This is a genomic window from Cutibacterium equinum, from assembly GCF_028021195.1.
Classification (GTDB): domain Bacteria; phylum Actinomycetota; class Actinomycetes; order Propionibacteriales; family Propionibacteriaceae; genus Cutibacterium; species Cutibacterium equinum.
The window spans coordinates 328,044-347,090 of sequence record NZ_CP115668.1 but is presented as its reverse complement, the minus strand read 5'-3'; the positions used below and the strand labels follow the sequence as shown (position 1 = coordinate 347,090).

General features: G+C 64.2%; 22 protein-coding genes and 1 riboswitch. Of the genes, 7 read left to right on the top strand and 15 right to left on the bottom strand.

Annotation, left to right across the window (positions count from 1 at the left end; genetic code table 11):
* Window positions 1-18 precede the first annotated feature (18 nt).
* From pstB to O6R08_RS01505, 3 genes are all read left to right on the top strand, one after another.
* A complete protein-coding gene (gene pstB, locus O6R08_RS01515; protein WP_271418432.1) occupies window positions 19-795 on the top strand; it encodes a phosphate ABC transporter ATP-binding protein PstB in 777 nt (258 codons plus the stop codon).
* A gap of 197 nt (window positions 796-992) precedes the next feature.
* Window positions 993-1,108: riboswitch (cobalamin riboswitch) on the top strand.
* A gap of 58 nt (window positions 1,109-1,166) precedes the next feature.
* Window positions 1,167-2,189, top strand: a complete 1,023-nt coding sequence (locus O6R08_RS01510; RefSeq protein ID WP_271419158.1) for a FecCD family ABC transporter permease — start codon at window positions 1,167-1,169, stop codon at window positions 2,187-2,189.
* Window positions 2,186-2,944: an ABC transporter ATP-binding protein gene (locus O6R08_RS01505; RefSeq protein ID WP_271418431.1), complete on the top strand. Its 759-nt coding sequence runs from the start codon at window positions 2,186-2,188 to the stop codon at window positions 2,942-2,944. The genes O6R08_RS01510 and O6R08_RS01505 overlap by 4 nt, the downstream gene beginning before the upstream one ends.
* Here O6R08_RS01505 and O6R08_RS01500 read toward each other — a convergent pair.
* Entirely contained in the window at window positions 2,928-3,158 is a 231-nt protein-coding gene (locus tag O6R08_RS01500; protein ID WP_271418430.1) for a hypothetical protein, read from the bottom strand. The two genes, O6R08_RS01505 and O6R08_RS01500, sit on opposite strands and share 17 nt — an antisense overlap.
* Here O6R08_RS01500 and O6R08_RS01495 point away from each other — a divergent pair.
* Both O6R08_RS01495 and O6R08_RS01490 read left to right on the top strand, forming a co-directional pair.
* On the top strand, window positions 3,106-3,975 hold the full coding sequence (locus O6R08_RS01495; RefSeq protein WP_456298778.1) for an ABC transporter substrate-binding protein: 870 nt from the start codon (window positions 3,106-3,108) through the stop codon (window positions 3,973-3,975). The genes O6R08_RS01500 and O6R08_RS01495 overlap by 53 nt on opposite strands.
* The gene (locus tag O6R08_RS01490; RefSeq protein ID WP_271418428.1) at window positions 3,972-4,742 is read left to right on the top strand and encodes a class I SAM-dependent methyltransferase; all 771 of its coding nucleotides are present in this window, start codon (window positions 3,972-3,974) and stop codon (window positions 4,740-4,742) included. Before O6R08_RS01495 ends, O6R08_RS01490 begins: the two co-directional genes overlap by 4 nt.
* 77 nt (window positions 4,743-4,819) lie before the next feature.
* Here the strand turns inward: O6R08_RS01490 and O6R08_RS01485 are convergent, their stop codons facing one another.
* Window positions 4,820-6,220: a mycothione reductase gene (locus O6R08_RS01485; protein WP_271418427.1), complete on the bottom strand. Its 1,401-nt coding sequence runs from the start codon at window positions 6,218-6,220 to the stop codon at window positions 4,820-4,822.
* A gap of 103 nt (window positions 6,221-6,323) precedes the next feature.
* On the bottom strand, window positions 6,324-6,599 hold the full coding sequence (locus tag O6R08_RS01480; protein WP_271418426.1) for a hypothetical protein: 276 nt from the start codon (window positions 6,597-6,599) through the stop codon (window positions 6,324-6,326).
* Between the two features lie 43 nt (window positions 6,600-6,642).
* On the opposite strand from O6R08_RS01480, the gene O6R08_RS01475 reads away from it, so the two are divergent.
* A complete protein-coding gene (locus tag O6R08_RS01475; RefSeq protein WP_271419157.1) occupies window positions 6,643-7,056 on the top strand; it encodes a hypothetical protein in 414 nt (137 codons plus the stop codon).
* Between the two features lie 67 nt (window positions 7,057-7,123).
* Window positions 7,124-7,918, top strand: coding sequence for an SDR family NAD(P)-dependent oxidoreductase (locus O6R08_RS01470; RefSeq protein WP_271418425.1), 795 nt, complete (start codon window positions 7,124-7,126; stop codon window positions 7,916-7,918).
* 18 nt (window positions 7,919-7,936) lie between these two features.
* Here O6R08_RS01470 and O6R08_RS01465 read toward each other — a convergent pair whose 3' ends face one another.
* The 12 genes from O6R08_RS01465 to O6R08_RS01410 all read right to left on the bottom strand — a co-directional run bounded on the left by O6R08_RS01465 (window position 7,937) and on the right by O6R08_RS01410 (window position 19,037).
* Entirely contained in the window at window positions 7,937-9,385 is a 1,449-nt protein-coding gene (locus tag O6R08_RS01465; protein ID WP_271418424.1) for a Gmad2 immunoglobulin-like domain-containing protein, read from the bottom strand.
* A 1-nt stretch (window position 9,386) separates the two neighbouring features.
* Window positions 9,387-10,280: a c-type cytochrome biogenesis protein CcsB gene (gene ccsB / locus O6R08_RS01460; protein WP_271418423.1), complete on the bottom strand. Its 894-nt coding sequence runs from the start codon at window positions 10,278-10,280 to the stop codon at window positions 9,387-9,389.
* A complete protein-coding gene (gene resB, locus O6R08_RS01455) occupies window positions 10,277-11,878 on the bottom strand; it encodes a cytochrome c biogenesis protein ResB (protein WP_271418422.1) in 1,602 nt (533 codons plus the stop codon). The genes ccsB and resB overlap by 4 nt, the downstream gene beginning before the upstream one ends.
* Window positions 11,878-12,588, bottom strand: coding sequence for a cytochrome c biogenesis CcdA family protein (locus O6R08_RS01450; protein WP_271419156.1), 711 nt, complete (start codon window positions 12,586-12,588; stop codon window positions 11,878-11,880). Before O6R08_RS01450 ends, resB begins: the two co-directional genes overlap by 1 nt.
* Window positions 12,589-12,635: 47 nt before the next feature.
* A complete protein-coding gene (locus tag O6R08_RS01445; protein ID WP_271418421.1) occupies window positions 12,636-13,205 on the bottom strand; it encodes a TlpA family protein disulfide reductase in 570 nt (189 codons plus the stop codon).
* Window positions 13,202-13,870: a histidine phosphatase family protein gene (locus O6R08_RS01440; protein WP_271418420.1), complete on the bottom strand. Its 669-nt coding sequence runs from the start codon at window positions 13,868-13,870 to the stop codon at window positions 13,202-13,204. Before O6R08_RS01440 ends, O6R08_RS01445 begins: the two co-directional genes overlap by 4 nt.
* 68 nt (window positions 13,871-13,938) lie before the next feature.
* Window positions 13,939-15,651 carry a bifunctional uroporphyrinogen-III C-methyltransferase/uroporphyrinogen-III synthase gene (locus tag O6R08_RS01435; protein WP_271418419.1) on the bottom strand — a complete coding sequence of 571 codons (1,713 nt, stop codon included), beginning with the start codon at window positions 15,649-15,651 and terminating at the stop codon, window positions 13,939-13,941.
* 123 nt (window positions 15,652-15,774) lie between these two features.
* Window positions 15,775-16,119: a glutaredoxin family protein gene (locus O6R08_RS01430; RefSeq protein ID WP_271418418.1), complete on the bottom strand. Its 345-nt coding sequence runs from the start codon at window positions 16,117-16,119 to the stop codon at window positions 15,775-15,777.
* Between the two features lie 18 nt (window positions 16,120-16,137).
* On the bottom strand, window positions 16,138-16,239 hold the full coding sequence (locus tag O6R08_RS01425; protein WP_002550589.1) for a 30S ribosomal protein bS22: 102 nt from the start codon (window positions 16,237-16,239) through the stop codon (window positions 16,138-16,140).
* 137 nt (window positions 16,240-16,376) lie between these two features.
* A complete protein-coding gene (proC, locus tag O6R08_RS01420) occupies window positions 16,377-17,168 on the bottom strand; it encodes a pyrroline-5-carboxylate reductase (protein WP_271418417.1) in 792 nt (263 codons plus the stop codon).
* On the bottom strand, window positions 17,165-18,187 hold the full coding sequence (locus O6R08_RS01415) for an aspartate-semialdehyde dehydrogenase (protein ID WP_408640118.1): 1,023 nt from the start codon (window positions 18,185-18,187) through the stop codon (window positions 17,165-17,167). Before O6R08_RS01415 ends, proC begins: the two co-directional genes overlap by 4 nt.
* Before the next feature lie 52 nt (window positions 18,188-18,239).
* The gene (locus O6R08_RS01410) at window positions 18,240-19,037 is read right to left on the bottom strand and encodes a CPBP family intramembrane glutamic endopeptidase (protein WP_408640117.1); all 798 of its coding nucleotides are present in this window, start codon (window positions 19,035-19,037) and stop codon (window positions 18,240-18,242) included.
* Between the last annotated feature and the right edge of the window lie 10 nt (window positions 19,038-19,047).

Below are 19,047 nucleotides of genomic sequence, written 5' to 3'. Positions count from 1 at the left end.
CACGAAAGAGAGCTGAATATGGCAAAGCGGATCGAGGTCAAGGACCTCAACATCTACTACGGCTCCTTCCACGCCGTTGAGTCGGTGAACCTGACCGTCGAGCCCCGTACCGTGACGGCCTTCATCGGCCCATCCGGCTGTGGCAAGTCGACGGTGCTGCGCACCCTCAACCGTATGCACGAGGTCATCCCCGGCGCCTACTGCACCGGCAAGGTGGAGCTCGACGGCGTCGACCTTTACGGCAAGGGAGTTGACCCGGTGGCCGTGCGACGCAACATCGGCATGGTGTTCCAGCGCGCAAACCCGTTCCCGGCGATGTCGATTCGTGACAACGTCGTGGCCGGTCTGAAACTCAATGGCGTGCGCGACAACAAACTGCTCGACGAGGCCTGCGAGAAGTCACTGCGCGGTGCGAACCTGTGGGATGAGGTCAAGGATCGTCTGGAACGCTCCGGTGCCTCCCTGTCCGGTGGCCAGCAGCAGCGTTTGTGCATTGCTCGCGCTATCGCCGTCGAGCCCGAGGTCATTCTCATGGACGAGCCCTGCTCGGCCTTGGACCCGATCTCGACCCTGGCCATCGAGGACCTCATCGGTGAGCTCAAGGAGCGCTTCACCGTGGTCATCGTGACCCACAACATGCAGCAGGCCGCTCGTGTCTCCGACCAGACCGCCTTCTTCAACCTGAAGGCCCAGGGCGAGCCTGGCCGCTTGGTCGAGATCGACAGCACCGACAAGATCTTCTCCAACCCCAAGGAGAAGGCCACCGAGGATTACATCTCCGGTCGTTTCGGCTGAGTCGATCCGCCCTTCAATCTCGAAGCCCCAGGCACGACGCCCTGGGGCTTCGTCGTCTTCTCCCCGCTGACGATGCTCAGGAAAGGGCCGAGGCTGCCACATCGCTCTCATGAGGGTGCTGAAGGCGGCCGAAGTAAGAATGTGAGGTCAGCCGAATATCTCGCGTCAGCCAATGCTAAGCTAACCGCGTCCGGCGTAGGGAACCTCGTGCAAATCGGGGACTGACGCGCAGCGGTAAGGCGGACGGGCGGGCAGACAAGCCACTGGGAAACCGGGAAGGCGCCCGTTCGGTCGAGGCCAAGTCCGAAAACCTCCCGGCCCGCATCTACCCGACGGCCGCGCGATTCGGCCCTGACGAGAACGGCTTGTCCTTGGCTCGACTTCACCGCCATACCCCGGCGCGTTTTGCCCTGCTCGTAGCTCTCCTCGTGCTCACCCCGGTGCTCTCGATCGCCTTTGGTGCCGCGCCGGTACCCATCGATCAGGTCCTGGGAGTCTTGGCCGATCACTGCGGCATTCCGGTTCACCTGACATGGGATGGCATTACTGACGCGATCGTGTGGCAGAACCGGATGCCTCGCATCGTCACTGGGCTGGGAGTCGGCGCCACCCTCGGTGTCGCCGGAGTCGCCCTGCAGGCCGTGGTTCGTAACCCCCTCGCGGAACCCTACGTCCTGGGCGTCAGTGCGGGAGCCTCATCGGGAGCCGCCGCAGCGATCATCATCATCGGGGTCACCTCCTCATTCGCAGTAGCCGGGATGGCTTTTGTGGGAGCACTCCTGTCCACCGCGATCGTGTTGTTCATGGGAGGCGGTCGTAACTCGTCGACCCTGCGCCTCGTCCTCGCCGGCCTCGCAGTGGGATTCATCTTCCAAGCCGTCACCAACTTCATCATCTTCTCCTCCGACTCGGCCGAGACCGCCCGCGCCGTGATGTTCTGGACCCTCGGCGACCTGTCTCGAGCCAGCTGGGCGCAAGGGTGGACGATGATCGTCGTGGCAGTTGTGCTCGCAGGGCTGCTGTGGGCCTGCGCCCCCTGGCTTGACGCCTTGGCGTCCGGGGATTCCACTGCCACCGCCGTGGGAATCGACCCCGCGGTGACCCGTATCCTGCTTCTGATCCCCGTATCGGCCGGGGTGGCCGTCGCGGTGGCGATCAGCGGAGGTATTGGCTTCGTCGGGCTGGTCATCCCCCACCTCATGCGGTCCTTCATCGGGCACGGCCACCGCCACCTGGTGGCCTCCTCAGCGATGGCTGGGGCGGTCTTCCTGGTGTGGGCTGACACCTTCTCGCGCACCGTGTTCAGCCCCGCCGAGCTGCCCATCGGAGTCATCACGGGCCTGCTCGGTGCGCCGTTCCTCCTCGTGTTGGTCAGACGGGAGGCCCTGGCATGATCACCGCATCTGACCTGGTCATTCGCCGTGGACAACGGGTTGTCCTCGATGGCGTCGATCTTTCCGCGGACCAAGGCGTGACGATCGGGGTCGTCGGCCCCAATGGCGCAGGAAAGTCGACCTTGTTGTCTGCCCTGTACCACAACGTCACGATTGCCTCTGGGCACGTCACCGTCAGCGACCATGACCTGTCAGCCATGAGCCGCCGCGAGATCGCCCGCGAGATCGCCGTCGTCTCGCAGATCCCCGATCAAGCCCTGCCACTGACCGTACGAGACACCGTCGCCCTGGGACGACTCCCCCACAGATCCCTCATGGGTTATGGGGACGCAGCCGATCGCGAGATCGTCGAGGATGCCCTGACCAGAACCGACTTGACGAACCTTGCCGAGCGACTCGTCACCCAGTTGTCAGGAGGAGAACGCCAGCGGGTTCTCGTTGCCCGAGCCATCGCCCAACAGGCCGGACATCTGCTCCTTGACGAGCCCACCAATCACCTCGACATCGGCCATCAATTCGCCCTACTCGACTTGGTCAAAACCATTGACGCCACCACCGTCATCGTGCTCCATGACCTCAATCTGGCTGCTCGGGCCTGCGACCAGTTGATCTTGCTCGATGAAGGCCGCCTCGTCGCGTCAGGCCCTTGCGAGGAGGTCCTCCAACCCGATCTGCTGTCACGGATATACCGGGTTGACGTGGACCGCATTTCCCACAACGGCCACATCCATCTTTTGTTCAATCCACCACGATGAAGGAGAACACCATGTCCACGCTTCGAACCCGCCGCGCAACTCGCGCACTAGCGGCAACCCTTGTAGGACTGTGCGGCCTGTCCATGAGCGCCTGCGCTGGGTCCTCGACCCAGAAACCCTCTCCGTCGGCCTCGTCCTCCTCCGCACCGGCCAGGACAGTCATGAGCTGCAACGAGAAACTGACCTTCACCGACGTCCCCAAGCGGGTCATCATGTTGGGAGACACCGACGCCTCGACTATGGCAGCCCTCGGCGTGCTTGACCACGTCATTGGTCGCGCTGGACAGATCAAGGATAGTGCCTTCGACGCCGACTCCTTGGCCAAGATCAAGGCCATTCCGCAGATCGCTTCCCAGGAGCTCGACACCGGCGGCGCCAAGGTGTCCACTGAGACGATCCTCGACCAGCGCGCGGATCTGGTCATTGGCTATGACACCGGTGTCGACAGGGCAGCTCTGCGCAAGGCCGGCGTCAAGATGTACAGCCCTGACGCCTTGTGCACTGACAAGGCCCCCGCATCGCCGGCCACCTTCTCCCTGGTGACCCAGGAGGTGACGAAAATCGCGAACATCTTCAACGTCTCGGACAAGGCCAAGGAGGTCAACAAGAACCTCGACGGCGACATCAAGAAGATCGAGTCCCAGGCCGGGTCGGGAGCCAAGGACGGTGCGGCCGCCCTCTACATCACACCGGGTAGCACCGAGTTCTACACCTACGGTTCGTCCAGCATGGTGCAGCCCATCCTGGAAGCGAACGGCTTGAAGAACCTCTACAGTGACAATTCCACGCGGGTTTTCGACGCCTCCATGGAGGACGTGTTGCACAAGAACCCGAAGTGGATCGTGCTGCTCGCTGGTGACGGAGATGCCTCGAAGGTCGAGCCAACCTTCCTGGGATTCAAGGGTGCCAAGGAGCTCGACGCCGTCAAGAATGGCCGTGTTGTCGTGCTGCCGTTCTCTCTGACTGACCCGCCGTCCCCCTCGTCCATCACAGGTGCCAAGAAGCTGCACGAGCTCGTGGAGAAAAAGTGACCTCACTGACACCCCACCAGCTTCTCCAGGCCTGGGACGCCCAGCAGAGGGTCTACGTTGAGTTCCGCGAGGCTCGTACCCGCTGCATGATGGACGTCCTGGCCGGATTGGCCACGAAACTCGATCATCCGTTGCGCGTCCTCGACGTGTGCTGTGGCCCAGGATCCTTGTCCAACGCAGTCACGCAGCGATTTGGGGACGCCAGGTGCGTCGGAGTTGATCGCGACCCCGTGCTCATGCGGTTGTTCCGGGAGACGACGCCGCACCCAGACCGGGTTGAGATCGTCGATGTTGACCTGCGGGAGCCCGGATGGGCGGCCCGGTGGGCCGAGGACCCCTTCGACGCCGCCATCAGCGCGACGGCCCTGCACTGGTTCACACCCGATGAACTGACCAGAGTGCACAGAGAGATTGCCTCCGTGCTGGCTCCCGGCGGGATCCTGCTCAATGCCGACCACCTGTTCTTCGACAAGGCCACTGAGCCGTTCTTGGCCGAATTGGCACCAGCGGAACGGGATCGCGTCGCAGCGCAGATGCGAAACGACGGGGCGATGTCCTGGCAGGAGTGGTGGGACGCGGCCCTGGCCATGCCGGGATGGGATGCGGAGGCCGAGGAATACCGACGACGCTGGTCTGACAAGGCCGTCACGCCGAAGGTCAACACCGAGTTCCATCTCGCGTCGATGCGTGCAGCCGGGTTCACCGAGACCGCTCAGATCTGGCAGTGGTTCGACGACCGGATCGTCATGGGCAAGATGCCGATGTGACGGGCACGGGCGACCGCGTCATCGTCGTCAGAACCCCGGGGTAGGCCAGGACTCGCCGCTACCGTTCGGCTCGGGAATCACTCGGCGTCGTCAAACTTCTTGTCGAGGCCGAGGAGGGCGTTTTCCACGACCTCGGGCAGGGCGGGGTGTATCCAGTACTGTCCCCGTGCCATCTCACCGACCGTCTGGCCGGCGCTCATCCCCTGAATGCAGGTCTGGATGAGCGTCGATGCCTGCGGCCCGATGATGTGGGCGCCCAGCAGCGTCCTCGTCCGTGGGTCTCCCAGCAGTTTGACGCAGTGCCCCTCGTCCTCCATCGCCCAGCCGTAGGCGACGCCCGCGTACTCCTGAAGGTATGCGGCGTAGGGGGTGTCGGACTGCAACAATTCTTGCTCGGTCGCACCCACCGAGGCGACCTGAGGATTCGAGAACACCGCATGAGGCACGAACCGGTGATCAGAACTGGCCAGGTCGTCAGGGTGTAGCAGGTTGTGACGCACCACCCGGGCCTCATGGTTGGCCACATGCTTGAGCTCCCAGTGAGAGCAGACGTCGCCAAGGGCCCAGATGTGCTCGACGCTGGTCCGCTGGTGCTCATCGACGACAACGAATCCGTCCTCGTCGACGTCGACCCCGGCAGCGGTCAGGTTGAGACGATCACCATTGGGCACCCGACCCATGGCATTGAGGACGACATCAGCGGGATAGTCGTAGTCGACCCCGTCACCGTCGACCGTCAGGACCACGAGGTGACCGCCCGGATCACGATCGATACCCAGTACATCCTCAGACATCCGCAGCCTCACACAGTGGCCAATCTGTTCGGTGAACCGCCGAGAAATCTCCCGGTCCTCATGCCGCAGCATCCGCCCGGACCGGTTGATGACCGTGACGCTGGACCCCAGCGCGGAGAAGATGTGGGCGAACTCAGCAGCAATGAATCCACCACCGAGGATCACCAGGCGCTGGGGCAACTCCTCCAACCGCATGATGGTGTCGGAGGTGTGAATCGATCCCGCCAGGCTCGGGTCGTCGAGGCCGAGAATGTCGGGGACTCGGGGCCGCGATCCGGCTGCCAGGACGATCTGGTCAGCCGTAATACGAGTGCCCCCGACCTCGAGGGTGTGAGGATCGACGAACCTCGCCTCGTCGGTGTAGACGTCAATGTTGTCCAAACCCTGACGGTATTCGAGCCCACCGCGCGAAATGGGATCGATGCGTCCGAAGATTCGGTCACGGATGGAGGGAAAGGATGCCCCACGGAACTGCAGATTGACCCCCAGCTTGGCAGCCTCCGACGGTGAGGTCGCAAGATCAGCCGGGAGCACAAACATCTTTGTCGGTATGCAGCCAACGTTGAGGCAGGTGCCTCCGAAGATGCCCGAGTCGATGATGGCGGCGCGTCGCTCGGCAAATTCCTCATCCAGAATTGTGTTTCCCGAGCCCGAACCGATGACAACGATGTCGTAGTGCTCCATGCCCCCAGTGTGCCATCCTGAGCAGTGACCCATCGCGCCACCCCGCTGGCGACGTCGCAGAGGGTAGCCTTACGAATCGCGTGATTCGGCGCAGGGCTGGATCCTAACCCAGGAGCGGAATGTTCACCCTGACCTCGGCCCCCGTCACCTTCGTCGGGCTTCTCATCCTCTTTTCATGGTCACTCGTGTGGTCCGTGCGCGACGCCGTCAAGGCACCGACCGTCGTCACGAAGATCTCCACCTGGGTCCACGTCGTCATGGCGGCGACCATGATCCTCATGGTGCCCATGTCATGGTGGCAACCCCTCGTTGTGGCCATTGGCGGACCAACGACCCCGATCATCATCTTCGCCATCTGCACGGCATGGATGGTGTTCATGGCCGCCTGGCGGTCCTCGTGGTCGTCGTGGGGTCACGCTGCCATGTTCGCCGCGATGGTCTGGCACCTCGCCGCCATGCGCACCATGTCCATGACGGCTTCCAACCACACTGGCATGGGGACCATGAACCACACCGACATGGATCACGGCATGGACCATGCCCACATGGGCCACCCAGCGCAGACAGCCATGAACGCCGCGATGCATAACTTCGCCGTCGTCGGGATCCCCCTCGTCGTCGCTCTGCTGGCCCTGGCCATCGCTGGCCTGCTCCGAGCCATCACCGGCAAGGCGGAGAACCCCCGCAAGGTCCCGACCTGTCACGTGGTGGCCACCGAGCCACGGGCCATTCGTCTCTCGGGTCTGGCTGATTTCGCCATGGCTTTCGGCATGTTCTGGATGAGCACCGGTCTCCTCGCCCCGGTCATGCCATTCATGGCCCACCTGCACCCGTGAGCACCGTCTCGCCAGCGTTTCATGCGTTCGTCGTGGAGCGTTGGGATGTGCGTGGAACACTTGGGACATGACAGACAAGGATGCGACTCGCGACGAACGCCCATGGGCACTGGTGAGCGGGGCCAGTGGCGGTCTGGGACAGGCTTTCAGCCGTCACCTGGCCAGCTGCGGGGTCAACCTCGTCCTGACGGGACGCCGTCAAGACGTCCTCGACGAGCTTGCCGCCACCCTCACCACCCGGTTTGGGATCCGCACCATCGTCCACCCATGCGACATCGCCTCGGCATCCGAGCGGTTGGCCTTGGTGGAGGACATCGCTGCCCGCGGCATCGTCATCGACACCCTCATCAACAATGCTGGGTTCGGTGCCGTCGGCCGGGTGGCCGAGACCGATCCGGTGCATCAGACCTCTCAGGTACAGGTCAACTGTGAGGCTGTCGTCCACCTGTGTGGGCTGCTACTACCGGGCATGATTGCGGCCAAGCAGGGGTCGATCATCAATGTCGCCTCCACAGCCGCCTTCCAACCCATCCCCCAGTTCGCCACCTATGGCGCGTCCAAGTCCTTCGTGCTGTCCTTCACGAGGGCGCTGTGGTCCGAGACGAACGGCACCGGGGTGCGTGTCACGGCGATCTGCCCGGGCCCGACAGAGACCGGATTCTTCGACGTCGCCGGTGTGCCGAAGATGGGAGCTGGAATGCGTCGTCAGCCCGACGACGTGGTGCGCACTGCCTTCGACGCCCTGGCCCATCATCGTCCTTACGCCATCGACGGATTCATCAACCGCACCGTCGCACGGCTGGCTCCGCACCTGCCACCGCGTCTGGTGATGAACGAGGCAGAGAAGTACCTCAAGGTTTGACGGCCACGTGGCCGACGACTACTTCGCCGTCACAACCTTCTCGTCAGCAATCCGGTTCCCCTCCCGGATCACCACGTCATATTCGCCCTTGGGCATGGTGACGGTGGCGTTCCACGGGCGCCACTTGTCACCGTTGGTGGCGGAGATATTGACCTGTCCGCTACTGACCATCTGCTTGCCACGCGGGGATTTTACTTCGTACGTCATGATAGAAACCGTCGGTTGAGCCAGGCCACTGATGGTGATCTTGCCGGAAGACACCGTGGCACCGGCCTGCGGCGTATCGACCCACACCCGCGCGCACTGGGCAAGACCCTCGTCGACGAAATCCGTGACAGGTTTGCCGATGATCGGCAGATTGGGCGAACCGTCGACGAGGATGCGCACCGACTTGTCACCGGTTCGGTCACCCACCGCCGCCGTCGCGGTGACGACGAGCTGCTGGATCGCCCGTTGCACCTGCTCGCCATTCTTGAACTGGCTGAAAGCGGATGCCGACAAGTCGAGGGTGATGCGTTTGCCCTCCACCGATGCCCGGTTCACCTGGCCAGCCGCCCAGCCGGAGGTGTAATTCGGATCGAGGGGCGCGACGTTGAGAACTGCTCCAACGGCTGTCCCCAATCGGTCACCGAGGGTCGGCAGGTCACGCAGCTCACGGTGGATGAGCCCATCGTCACGGCCCAGGTAGAACACATTCAGCCCGGTTTGAACGGTCGACAGGGACTGATTGCTGGCCTGCGGGGTCTCGACCGCCGGTTGCACGTCCTCGTCACTGGTTGCCGAGATACTGTCCGAACTCAACACGGGCAACATGATGCCCAGTCCCAGTGCTACCAGACAGGCCAGGACGACCATCCAGTTGGCCGGACGGCCACGACCCGGTTTCCGAGAGATCTGAGAGGTGATGGCGTCGTAGCGGGAAGTCGGATGAATCGACTCCATGATGGTTTCCAGCCCCGAACGCACGACCGCCTCGACCCGAGGATCGGCATGGCCGGGGTTCGTGTGGGTGCCAGGACGCAGGGTCTCACCAATGGTGGTCAACCCCTTCGCCTCATTGTTGCGCACACCGTTGACACTCATGCCCAAGGTCTCGGCGATCTCGTCGTCCGACAGATCTGCCGTCGCCAGTTTGAGAATCAACACCTCGCGTTGTCGGGCCGGCAGCCCGCGCAGACACCAGTACGCCAACTCCTCGGGGGTCTGGGGGACGGTTGTGTCGCGCTGTGCTGACTGCCGCCCCCTGGCCTTGTTGACGACGGCGGTACGCAGATACGACACGGCATGCTGATACGAGTGCAGCCGTGGGTCTCGCCGGTAACTGGTGACGAAGGCCGCGATGACCGCATCCTCGGCCACCTGTTGATCTGCCAGCAACAGGGTGGCCAGCTTGACGAAGGCGTCCCACTGGTCTTGGTAGAGCTGCGGAAGCCAATCGTCACGCGATTCGGAGAATGAGCCCTTCATGTCAGATGCCCGCGTAGGAATGCAAGCCGTTGAAGATCAGGTTGACGCCGATGAAGTTGAACCAGAAACAGGCCACCCCGATGATCGCGATGATGGCAGCCGGGCGTCCGCGCCAACCGGCGGTGGAACGGGCGTGCAGGTAGGCCGCGTAGACCACCCACGTCACCAGGGACCAGGTCTCCTTGGGGTCCCACCCCCAGAAGCGTCCCCAGGCGTAGTCGGCCCAGACGGATCCGGCAGCGATGGTGAAGGTCCAGATCGGGAAGCCGACGGCATGGGCGCGGTAGGCCAGGGTGTCCATGGCCTCCAAGGAGGGCAGCTTTGCGAGCAATCCCGTGACCTTACGTCCAGTTTTCTCGGCCTTGGCCTGGGCGTTCATGGACACGAGGTACATGATCGAGGCGATGGCGCCGACGTTGAGGGCCGCTGCAGCAATACAGGCCGCGACGATGTGAATGATGAACCACACCGAGTGCAGGGCCGGCACCAGCGGTGCGACGGCCACGTAGAACACGGTCGCCGCCAGGCCGTTACCAACAGCGAGCAACAGGGTGACTCCGATGCCCATCCATCTGACATGGCGGACGGCGACGAGCACGAGGTAGGCGATGACGACGAAGAGCAGGGCCGAGGTGACGAACTCGTACATGTTGCCCCAGGGCAACCGGCGAGCAGCAATACCACGGCAGACGACGCCGATGGCCGCGCAGACGGCACCCAGAATGGTGACGTTGAGACCCATCCGACCCCACGTCTCGGATCGCAGCCGCGCCTTGTCGCTGGGCTCCTCGGCTCCACGCACGCTGGCCCATTCCACGACGTGGGCGAGAAAGGCAAGCATGTAGAGCACCGCCGCGGTGACGATACCGACGGCCGACAGATTCTCCACACTCACGACTGGTCCTCCTTGATATCGCCAGACATGCGTGAACCGCCTATCGCAGCCAACAGCGAGTTGACATCGTCCACCGCGCCGGATCGGGAACTGTTGCGGTCCAAACCGCCGATCTCCACCTTCAGGCCATCGTCGTCGGGAATGGTTCTCACCCACACCCGTCGCGACCGCGAGAACAAGCTCAGGCACAGGCCCGCCACTGCCAGCAACACGGACAGGAAAGCCAGCGGAAGACCGGGGGTCTGGGACACCTGGATCTTAGCCCAGCGCTGCCAGCCGTTGAACTGGATCGTCCCCTTACCCTCCGGCAGGGTGTATTCCTGCCCCGGCGACAGCACGAAGCGGGTCTTGTCCTTGCCACTGATCAACTGCGTCATTCCGGTGGTGTCAAGGGTGTAAATGTTCGACGGAACCCCCGTCTCGACGGCTGGCTTGCCGTACCACGCGGTCAGATACAACTGCGGATTCAAGGCGTCGGGGAACAGGGAGGTCGGGCCACCAGCCGTGATCGCTCCGGTTGGCAGGAAGAATCCCTGGAAGGCCAGACGGCTCGGGCGGGCGTCGGGAGCTTTGATGACGCCGACGGAGGTGAAGTTGCCGTCCTGGGGCAGGAAGACCACCGGGCCGGAATAGGCCACCTTGCCGTTCCCGTCACGGACGCTGACGTCTGCGGCGTACCCGTGCCCCAGCAGGTGAACCTTGGTCGAGCCGATCCACAGCGGATGGTTGACCTGCAAGTCGCGAGTCTGAGTCTTGCCATCCACGGTGAAGTCGACGGTGGCATCGAAGCTGCGGGCAGCACCGCGCTGGACCGTCCCCGTCTCGAAGGAGGCCGTGAAACTGCGCAATTTCAGGGAGAACGGGGCCAAGTTGTCCGTGTCGACCATCGCCCCGGCCTTGAAGTCGTCGTACTGGGTGATGTTGTTGGAAAACCCTTGACCCGCCACGACGACCGAGGTTCCCTTGAACCCCCACAAGGTGTTCCACCCCACACCTATGAGCAGGAAGACCAGGAAGACGTGGAAGATGAGGTTGCCCGTCTCGCGGTGGCGTCCTGCCTCGGCACGAATGGACCCGTCGTCGTCAACGATGAACCGAAACCGCCGGGACTTCAACCACCGCTGGGCTCGCTCGCCGACCTCCTCGGCGGAATCAGAGGTGATCGTCGAGGCGTAGGCAGCCAGCCGGTCGAGCCTGGCGGGCACACGCGGAGGCTGCCGGCGCAGCGACTTCACATGGCTGGTGATGCGCGGAATGATGCAGCCGATGAGGCTGATGAACAGCAGCAGGTAGATCGCCGAGAACCACACCGATGTGTAGACGTGGTACATCCCCAGCGGTCGATAGATGCGGTCCAAGGTGGGGTGATTGGCGGCGAAATCAGAAACCTGGATCGCGCTGCTGGCGCTCTGGGGCACCATCGAGCCCGGGATCGCTGCCAACGCCAACAAGAAGAGCAGAATGAGGGCCGTCCTCATGCTCGTCAATTGACCCCACACCCACCGCAGGGAGGCACGCAGCCCCAGTCCGCCACCACCACGGGGAGAGGTTGCGGTCTTCGAGCCGGTCACTTTCGCATCCTTCACCGAATCACCCATCAGATCACGGACCCGAATTGAGCCGCCCAGGTTCGCAGCACCGCCATCATCGACTCCCACCATCCCGTGACCAACAGCACGCCAATGGCCATCAGGAGCGCTCCCCCCACCCGCTGAACAGCCTGTTGGTGGGCACGCACCGCGTCAATCGTGCGACCGATCCACACCAAGGCCCCAGCGGCGGCGATGAACGGCAGACCCAGACCCAGCGAGTAGCAGGTGGCCAGCACTGCGCCCCGCGTCGCTGATCCTTGAGTCAGTGACATCCCGTAGACCACCGAGAGGGCCGGCCCAATGCACGGGGTCCACCCCAGTCCGAAGACGATTCCCAGGATCGGCGCGGCTGCCAACCCGGCCCGAGGGAGACGATGGATCCGCAGTTCGCGTCGCCCCAGTGGAACGAGGCCGGCAAACATCGCGCCGAGCAGGATCGTCAGGGCTCCGACGATGATCTCGATGGCGCGATGATGGACCATGAGGGCTCGACCGAGGCTGCCGATGACAGTTCCGGTCGCGACGAAGACGACGGTGAAACCAACGACGAACAGGATCGTGCCCACCACGGTGCGGGCCCGGCGTCGTCCCTCGATGACGTCGGCTGCACCCAAACCCGTCGCATAGCTGAGGTAGCCCGGAACGAGGGGCAGGACGCACGGCGAGAAGAAGGACAGTAAACCAGCGAGGACCGCCACCGGGATCGCTCCGGCCATCGCTCCCGTCAATACTTCTGCCGCCCAGGTTCCCAGGTCAAGGGGCCTCACTGGCCCTCCTTGGCAACGTCATTGATCGCCTGGACAAGGGTGGCGGTGCTCACCTCGCCCAGGAAGCGAGCGGCGGAGCGACCCTTGCGGTCGATGACCAGGGTGGAGGGGATGGCCTTGGGAGGCAACTCACTGAACGTGAGAAGCATCGTCCCGTCCGGGTCGTAGAAGCTCGGGTAGGTCACGTCGAAAGCGCGGGAGAAGGCCTGCGCCGGGCCTGGGTCCAGATCTCGGGTGTTGATCCCGTAGAACACGGCGACGTCCTTGGTGCGATCGGCCGCCTTGGTCAGGGCGGGGGCCTCGTGACGACAGGGAGCACACCACGAGCCCCAGACATTGAACACGATGACCTTGCCCTTGGCATCGGCGGAGCTGATCTGCTTGCCGTCAAGGTCTTTCCCCGTCAGGACGGGGGCAGTCTCGCGCTTGTCGGCCGGAACCTTCGACCAGGAGCCGTCCCCGGCCGCGAATCCCTTGTCGTCGCTGGCCGAGGTCGACGAGCAGGCCGAAACCCCCGTGGCCATGACGGTTGCCGCAGCAAGGACGGCGATGAATCGAGTCCTCACTGTGGTGCACCGCCTGCCGAGATGTTGGCCCGACGATCCTTGGCAGGGATGAGGTCGCGAGCGGGCTCGCAATAATCGACGCGCACGATGCGCCCGTCGAGCACTCCAAAACTCGTCACCGAGGCGAGCGTGCACTGACGCGAACGCGGATCATGGGGAAGACGTCGCCCCTCGGCCGCGCACCGTGCTATCCAGATCGGAAGCTGGTGAGACACGACGAGGGCCTGGCCACCCTCAGGAACCTCCTGCGCCACACGCATGATCGCGCGGGTCATCCTCTCGGCGATGTCGACATAGGGCTCTCCCCAGCTCGGGGTGAACGGATTGGACAGATGACGCCAGTTCCGGGGGTTGCGCAGGGCCTTGTTCCCCTTGCCGAAGACCTGGCCCTCGAAAACATTGTCCGCCTCGATGACGTCGGGGTCGATGCGCACCTGGAGCTTCGGGTGCAAGGCGGCGATGGGGGCCATCGTCTCCTGGGCGCGTTCCAGCGGGGAACTCACCAGTGCCGACAGCTCAACACCTGCGAAGTGCTCGGCAGCGCGAGCAGCCATCCGTCGTCCCAACAATGACAGGTGGTATCCGGGCATACGCCCGTACAAGACCCCGGTCGGGTTGTCGACTTCACCGTGGCGCAGCAGGTGGACAGTCGTCGTGGCGCCCATCGTCTCCCCTTCTCATACCTCTCGGGCCGCAGAGCCCCCTGCCCATGACCCTACGTCATGGGAAAGGGTCAGCGTGATGGGTGACGGCCCCGGCGCTTGCGCTGGGAAGGCCGAACAACCGGCAGACCCTTGGCGACCATCTCGTCACGACGCTTCGCGGCGAAATCGGCGAGGGCGTCGGCAAGGCTCAACGCAGTAGGCTCAGGGGCGATGACGTCGACGGTCAGACCATGCTCGCGGCAGGTCTCGGCAGTGCGCGCACCCACGGCAGCGACGACGGTGTGCTTGTGCGGTTTGCCGGCAATACCGACGAGGTTGCGCACGGTCGTCGAGGAGGTGAAGACGACGGCGTCGAACTTGCCGGTCTTGATGGCCTCGCGAGTTTCGGCTGGCGGCGGGGCGGCACGCACCGTGCGATATCCGACGACGTCCTCGACATCCCAGCCCAGTTCGGACAGGTCAGCCGACAGGGACTCCGTGGCAATGTCGGCACGCGGGACAAAGACCCGGTTGATGGGGTCAAGGGCCTCGTCGAAGGCCGGGAACACTGCGGCCAGGGCTTTGGTGGACTGCTCCCCCGACGGCGCCAGATCGGGTCGCACTCCGCACTCAGCCAGGGCATTGATCGTCGACTCGAAGATCGCTGCAATACGCAGTCCTGAGTAGGCACGAGCATCCAGACCGATCTGCTCCAGCTTCTCGGAGACGGCCCGCACGGCATTGGCGGAGGTGAAGACGACCCACTCGTAGCGTCCCTCGACGAGACCGCGAATGGCCTTGTCCATCTGCTGCGGGGTGCGCGGGAGCTCCATCGAGATCGTCGGGACGTCGAGGGAGTGAGCGCCGTAGCTCTGCAGGCGAGAGGGCAGGGTCGCGGAATGATCGCGGGTGCGCGGAATGAGGATGTTCCAGCCGAACAGCGGCTTGGACTCGTACCAGTCGAGCTGTTCGCGCTCGGGAGCTTCGGCGACCTTACCGATGGCGATGTGAATTGACTCGGCATCGGCCAGACGCGCGGTCTTGGCGGTCTGCGGCAGCGCGCCGAGGGTGGTGGTGTGGGTGGTCTGCTGGGTCGTCGCGCCGTGGCAGATGAGGGCTGCCGGCTCGTCCTCACCTCGGCCAGAGGCCACCGCGTGCCTGACGACCTCCTTGATTCGTCCAGCCGGGGTGTTGACGACGATGAGTCCGTTGGCCGACCAGGCTGACCCCTCGCCCGCGATGTCGCGCTGACAGGCGGCATCACCGACGAGCTGGACGTCATGGCCGTGGAGGGTCAGTCCGGCGTACTCCGGGACTGCCGTCATGCCGGTGACACCGGGGACGACGTCGACGTCATGGTCAGCGCGGGCCACAGCGGCAGCCTCGGCGCCGATGTCGCCATCGAGGAAGGGGTCCCCGCTGACCAGGCGCACGACCTCAATTCCTTGGGAGGCTGCATCGATGATGGTGGCGGTGACGTCAGCACAGTGCTCATCGACCTCGACCGGGGTGGGCGCACCCGTTCCAGGCTGGCTGGGCAGGATATCCGCCTCGTCGTCGGCACTGGAGGACGAAACGATCCTGACGTCGGGGCGAAGCTCAAGGAAGTCACTGCCGAGCAGAATGCGGTGCCCGGGGCATGAGATGACGATGACCTGGGCGCGATTGATGGCGTCGACGGCTCCCAGGGTCAACAGATTCGGATCTCCCGGGCCAGTGCCCACGAACCGCACTCTGGCCTGGGCCGACGCGGTGCCCAGATCACCGGCTGGCGGCGTCAGCTGGTGAGCCTCGTCAGTCATCTGGAATCCTTCCGGTGTCTGCCGTCATGCCGGGCGGTGTGCTCCAACAATGGGCATTGAGGTCAATAGTGCTGGTCTGTGAGGAAAGGCGCAAACCTGCTCGTCCACTGGGCATTCGGGCTGTCAGGGCAGCACCTCGGGGAGGCTGGGGCCATCACGCAGGGCCGACATCAAGGTGTCGGCGTCGAGGGTCCAGTAGGCGATGAGGGTGCCGTCGACGAAGGTCACCGGGACGTGATCGCTCCAGCGGGAGCTCAGGTCCTCGTCGGTGTCGACGTCGACGATCGTCGGTTCGGGCACGAGATCGCGGTGATGCTGTCTCATGTGTGCCACTAGGTCGACAACCTCATCGCACAGATGACAGCCCTGGCGGGTGACAATGACGACGCGCCCCTCGACCGGCGGGTCGAGGGGCCGTGATTCACCACCGCGAGGGGCAGTCGTGTCATGCCGATGTCGTCGCCACATGCACAACCGCCCAAAGCGTCACTTGCCGGCGCGACGACGCTGAATACGCGTCTTCTTGAGCAGCTTACGGTGCTTCTTCTTCGCCATGCGCTTGCGACGCTTCTTGATCACGGATCCCACGGTCAACCTCTTTCGTTGGAACTGAAAAGTGTGATGCACCCGGTCGGGTACGAAGTTCGTGGCCCACCGACAAGGCGGACAAGGGGTTACTGTACGCTGTGATCCGCCATCGAGCCAAAAAACGGCTCATTGACCGGTCAGGACAGGCCAGCCGCGCGGTCTCGGCATGCCGTCATCGCATCGGCGAAGGCGGATCGAACTCCCCCGGCCTCCAACTCGGCCAGAGCCGCTGCGGTAGTCCCACCGGGACTCGTCACCTGGGATCGCAGCACTGCCGGATGCTCACCCGTGGCCAACAGTTCAGCTGATCCGGCCAGAGTGGCCACGGTCAACTGGCTTGCATCATCGCGCGACAATCCCATGGCGACGGCGGCGTCAATCATCGCCTCGGCCACCAGGAAGATGTAGGCCGGGCCGGAACCCGACACGGCCGTGGCGGCGTCGTGGAGTTTTTCGGGCACCTCGACGACCGTACCGACCGTCTCCAGCATCTCGACGACCTTCTCGCCGGCCTTCTGCGCACCCGGTGCAGGGCTGACGATGAAGGCACCCTCACCCACTCGGACGGGGGTGTTCGGCATGACGCGGACGACCTTGCCCTGCCAGGCCCCCAGCAATGTCGCGGTGGTGACCCCGGCGGCGATGGAGACGACGGTCGCGTCCTTTTTGAGGACCTCCGAGACCTCCTGAAGCACTTCGACGGTCGCATAGGGCTTGACCCCGAGGATGACGAGGTCGGCGTCGCGGGCGGCCTCGGCATTGTCCGGCGTGGTTTTCACACCCAGAGTCGTGGCGACCTCGTCACGATGGGACTGCGATCGCGCCGTCGCCACGACATCGTCAGCCGTGATCGTCCCAGCGTCGATGAGCCCACCGATGAGGGCTCCAGCCATCGTCCCGCAGCCCAGGACCGCAATCTTCCCCCTCATTCGGCGGCCACCAGCTCAGCCAACTGCACGGCGTTGAGGGCAGCGCCCTTGCGCAGGTTGTCCGCGGTGCAGAAGAACACCAAACCCTTGCCAGCCGGCGCGGACTGATCAGCACGGATACGCCCGACCAGACACGGATCGGTTCCGGCAGCCGAGCGAGGATCCGGGACGTCAACGACCTTGACCCCAGGAGCCGTCGTCAACAGCTGTGTGGCCTTCTGCGGGCTCAGGTCGTCACGGAACTCCGCGTGTACGACGAGTCCGTGGCCGCTGTAGACCGGCACCCGAACACACGTCCCCGCGACCAGCAGATCCGGGATGTGGAGGATCTTGCGCGACTCGTTGCGCAACTTCTGTTCCTCGTCGGTCTCCCCGGTGCCATCGTCAACGACATTGCCCGCAACCGGGACGGCATTGAAGGCGATCGGGGCAACATAGGGCCCCAGATCACCGACCGGTACTCCCCGGCCGTCCAGGGACAGGGCGGAGGGATCATCGATGGCTGCGGTCTGCTCGGTCAGGGCACGCACCCCTGCAAGTCCCGACCCGGAGACGGCCTGGTACGTGGCGACGGCGAGGCGGGTCAGGCCGGCCGCATCGTGCAGCGGCTTGAGTACCGGCATGGCAGCCATCGTCGTGCAATTCGGGTTGGCGATGATTCCCTTGGGACGCTTGGCGATGTCCTCGGGGTTGACCTCACTGACAACCAGCGGGACGTCAGGGTCGCGTCGCCAGGCTGAGGAGTTGTCGATGACGACGGCGCCGGCCGCAGCCACCTGGGGGGCGAACTCGCGAGACGTGCCCCCACCTGCCGAGAAGATCGCGATGTCAAGGCCTGCGAAATCGGCCGTGGCGGTGTCCTCGACGACAACTTCGCCATCCCCCCACGGCAACTTCTGACCGGCTGACCGGGAAGAGGCGAAGAACCTCACCTCGTCAGCGGGGAAATGACGTTCCGCCAGCAAGGTGCGCATGACCCGGCCGACCTGTCCAGTGGCTCCGAAGACTCCAAGCTTCATGCCTTCCATGGTAGGGGCATGCCACCTCAGGTCCGCTGAGCGTCCGAACGGCTCACAACCAGCTGACGTGACCAGCCAGATAGGCGTACCCGATGAAGGAGACGATGTCGAGCAGGCTGTGAGCCACGACCAGGGGCAGGAGTCGACTCCTCTTGGAGAACACCCACCCCAGGAACAGACCCATGACGATGTTGCCGACGAACCCGCCCCAGCCCTGGTAGAGGTGGTAGGTGCCGCGAATGACCGCCGAGGTGACGATGACCGTCGCCGTCGACCAGCCAATCTGACGCCACCGGGTGAAGAGGTAGCCAACCATGACGGTCTCTTCCAGGACCGCGTTCATGACAGCCAGCCCGATGAGCACGGGAACCGTCCACCAGACGTGCTGCAACTGGGAGGCCTGAACGGTCGTGTTGAGACCCCATGCGCGAGCAGCAAGGTAAAAACCCAGCCCGGGAATACCGATGATGGCTGCCAGGATGGCGCCAGCACCGACGTCGCGTCCCCACCCCGGCCCGTGCAGGCCGAGGGTCTGACGGACACCGTCGCGAGGCGGTTTCACCTGAGCGAGCAGGAGCACCGCCAACAGGGCCGGTGCGACACCAAAGACGATGTCGGAGAGCTGATAGAGCAGATCAAGCCAGGGGCGCCCAGGCGTCACTGAGGAGTTGAGCTTCGAGGTCTGCTGATCCATGGGGACACCACGGGTGAGCCTCTCGATCATCCGCAGAATCGAGTACCACGCGGACTGCCCCAGACTCACGGCCAGGACGAATATCGTCTCCCACAGCAGGCGTCGATCCCCCGAGCGCTCCCCCGCCATGCCCCGCCGAGGAGTATGGTGCAACATCCGACGAGGG

Bases quoted from the DNA above. Each gene is read 5' to 3' on its own strand.
- O6R08_RS01450 (WP_271419156.1), bottom strand. From the start codon at position 12,588: ATGGCCGGAGCGATCCCGGTGGCGGTCCTCGCTGGTTTACTGTCCTTC.
- O6R08_RS01410 (WP_408640117.1), bottom strand. From the start codon at position 19,037: ATGTTGCACCATACTCCTCGGCGGGGCATGGCGGGGGAGCGCTCGGGG.
- O6R08_RS01475 (WP_271419157.1), top strand. From the start codon at position 6,643: ATGTTCGCCGCGATGGTCTGGCACCTCGCCGCCATGCGCACCATGTCC.
- O6R08_RS01465 (WP_271418424.1), bottom strand. From the start codon at position 9,385: ATGAAGGGCTCATTCTCCGAATCGCGTGACGATTGGCTTCCGCAGCTC.
- O6R08_RS01430 (WP_271418418.1), bottom strand. From the start codon at position 16,119: ATGTGGCGACGACATCGGCATGACACGACTGCCCCTCGCGGTGGTGAA.
- O6R08_RS01480 (WP_271418426.1), bottom strand. From the start codon at position 6,599: ATGAACACCATCCATGCCGTGCAGATGGCGAAGATGATGATCGGGGTC.
- O6R08_RS01435 (WP_271418419.1), bottom strand. From the start codon at position 15,651: ATGACTGACGAGGCTCACCAGCTGACGCCGCCAGCCGGTGATCTGGGC.
- O6R08_RS01415 (WP_408640118.1), bottom strand. From the start codon at position 18,187: ATGAAGCTTGGAGTCTTCGGAGCCACTGGACAGGTCGGCCGGGTCATG.
- O6R08_RS01470 (WP_271418425.1), top strand. From the start codon at position 7,124: ATGACAGACAAGGATGCGACTCGCGACGAACGCCCATGGGCACTGGTG.
- pstB (WP_271418432.1), top strand. From the start codon at position 19: ATGGCAAAGCGGATCGAGGTCAAGGACCTCAACATCTACTACGGCTCC.
- O6R08_RS01500 (WP_271418430.1), bottom strand. From the start codon at position 3,158: ATGATGACCCGCTTGGGGACGTCGGTGAAGGTCAGTTTCTCGTTGCAG.
- resB (WP_271418422.1), bottom strand. From the start codon at position 11,878: ATGGGTGATTCGGTGAAGGATGCGAAAGTGACCGGCTCGAAGACCGCA.
- O6R08_RS01440 (WP_271418420.1), bottom strand. From the start codon at position 13,870: ATGGGCGCCACGACGACTGTCCACCTGCTGCGCCACGGTGAAGTCGAC.
- O6R08_RS01485 (WP_271418427.1), bottom strand. From the start codon at position 6,220: ATGGAGCACTACGACATCGTTGTCATCGGTTCGGGCTCGGGAAACACA.
- O6R08_RS01505 (WP_271418431.1), top strand. From the start codon at position 2,186: ATGATCACCGCATCTGACCTGGTCATTCGCCGTGGACAACGGGTTGTC.
- O6R08_RS01495 (WP_456298778.1), top strand. From the start codon at position 3,106: ATGAGCTGCAACGAGAAACTGACCTTCACCGACGTCCCCAAGCGGGTC.
- proC (WP_271418417.1), bottom strand. From the start codon at position 17,168: ATGAGGGGGAAGATTGCGGTCCTGGGCTGCGGGACGATGGCTGGAGCC.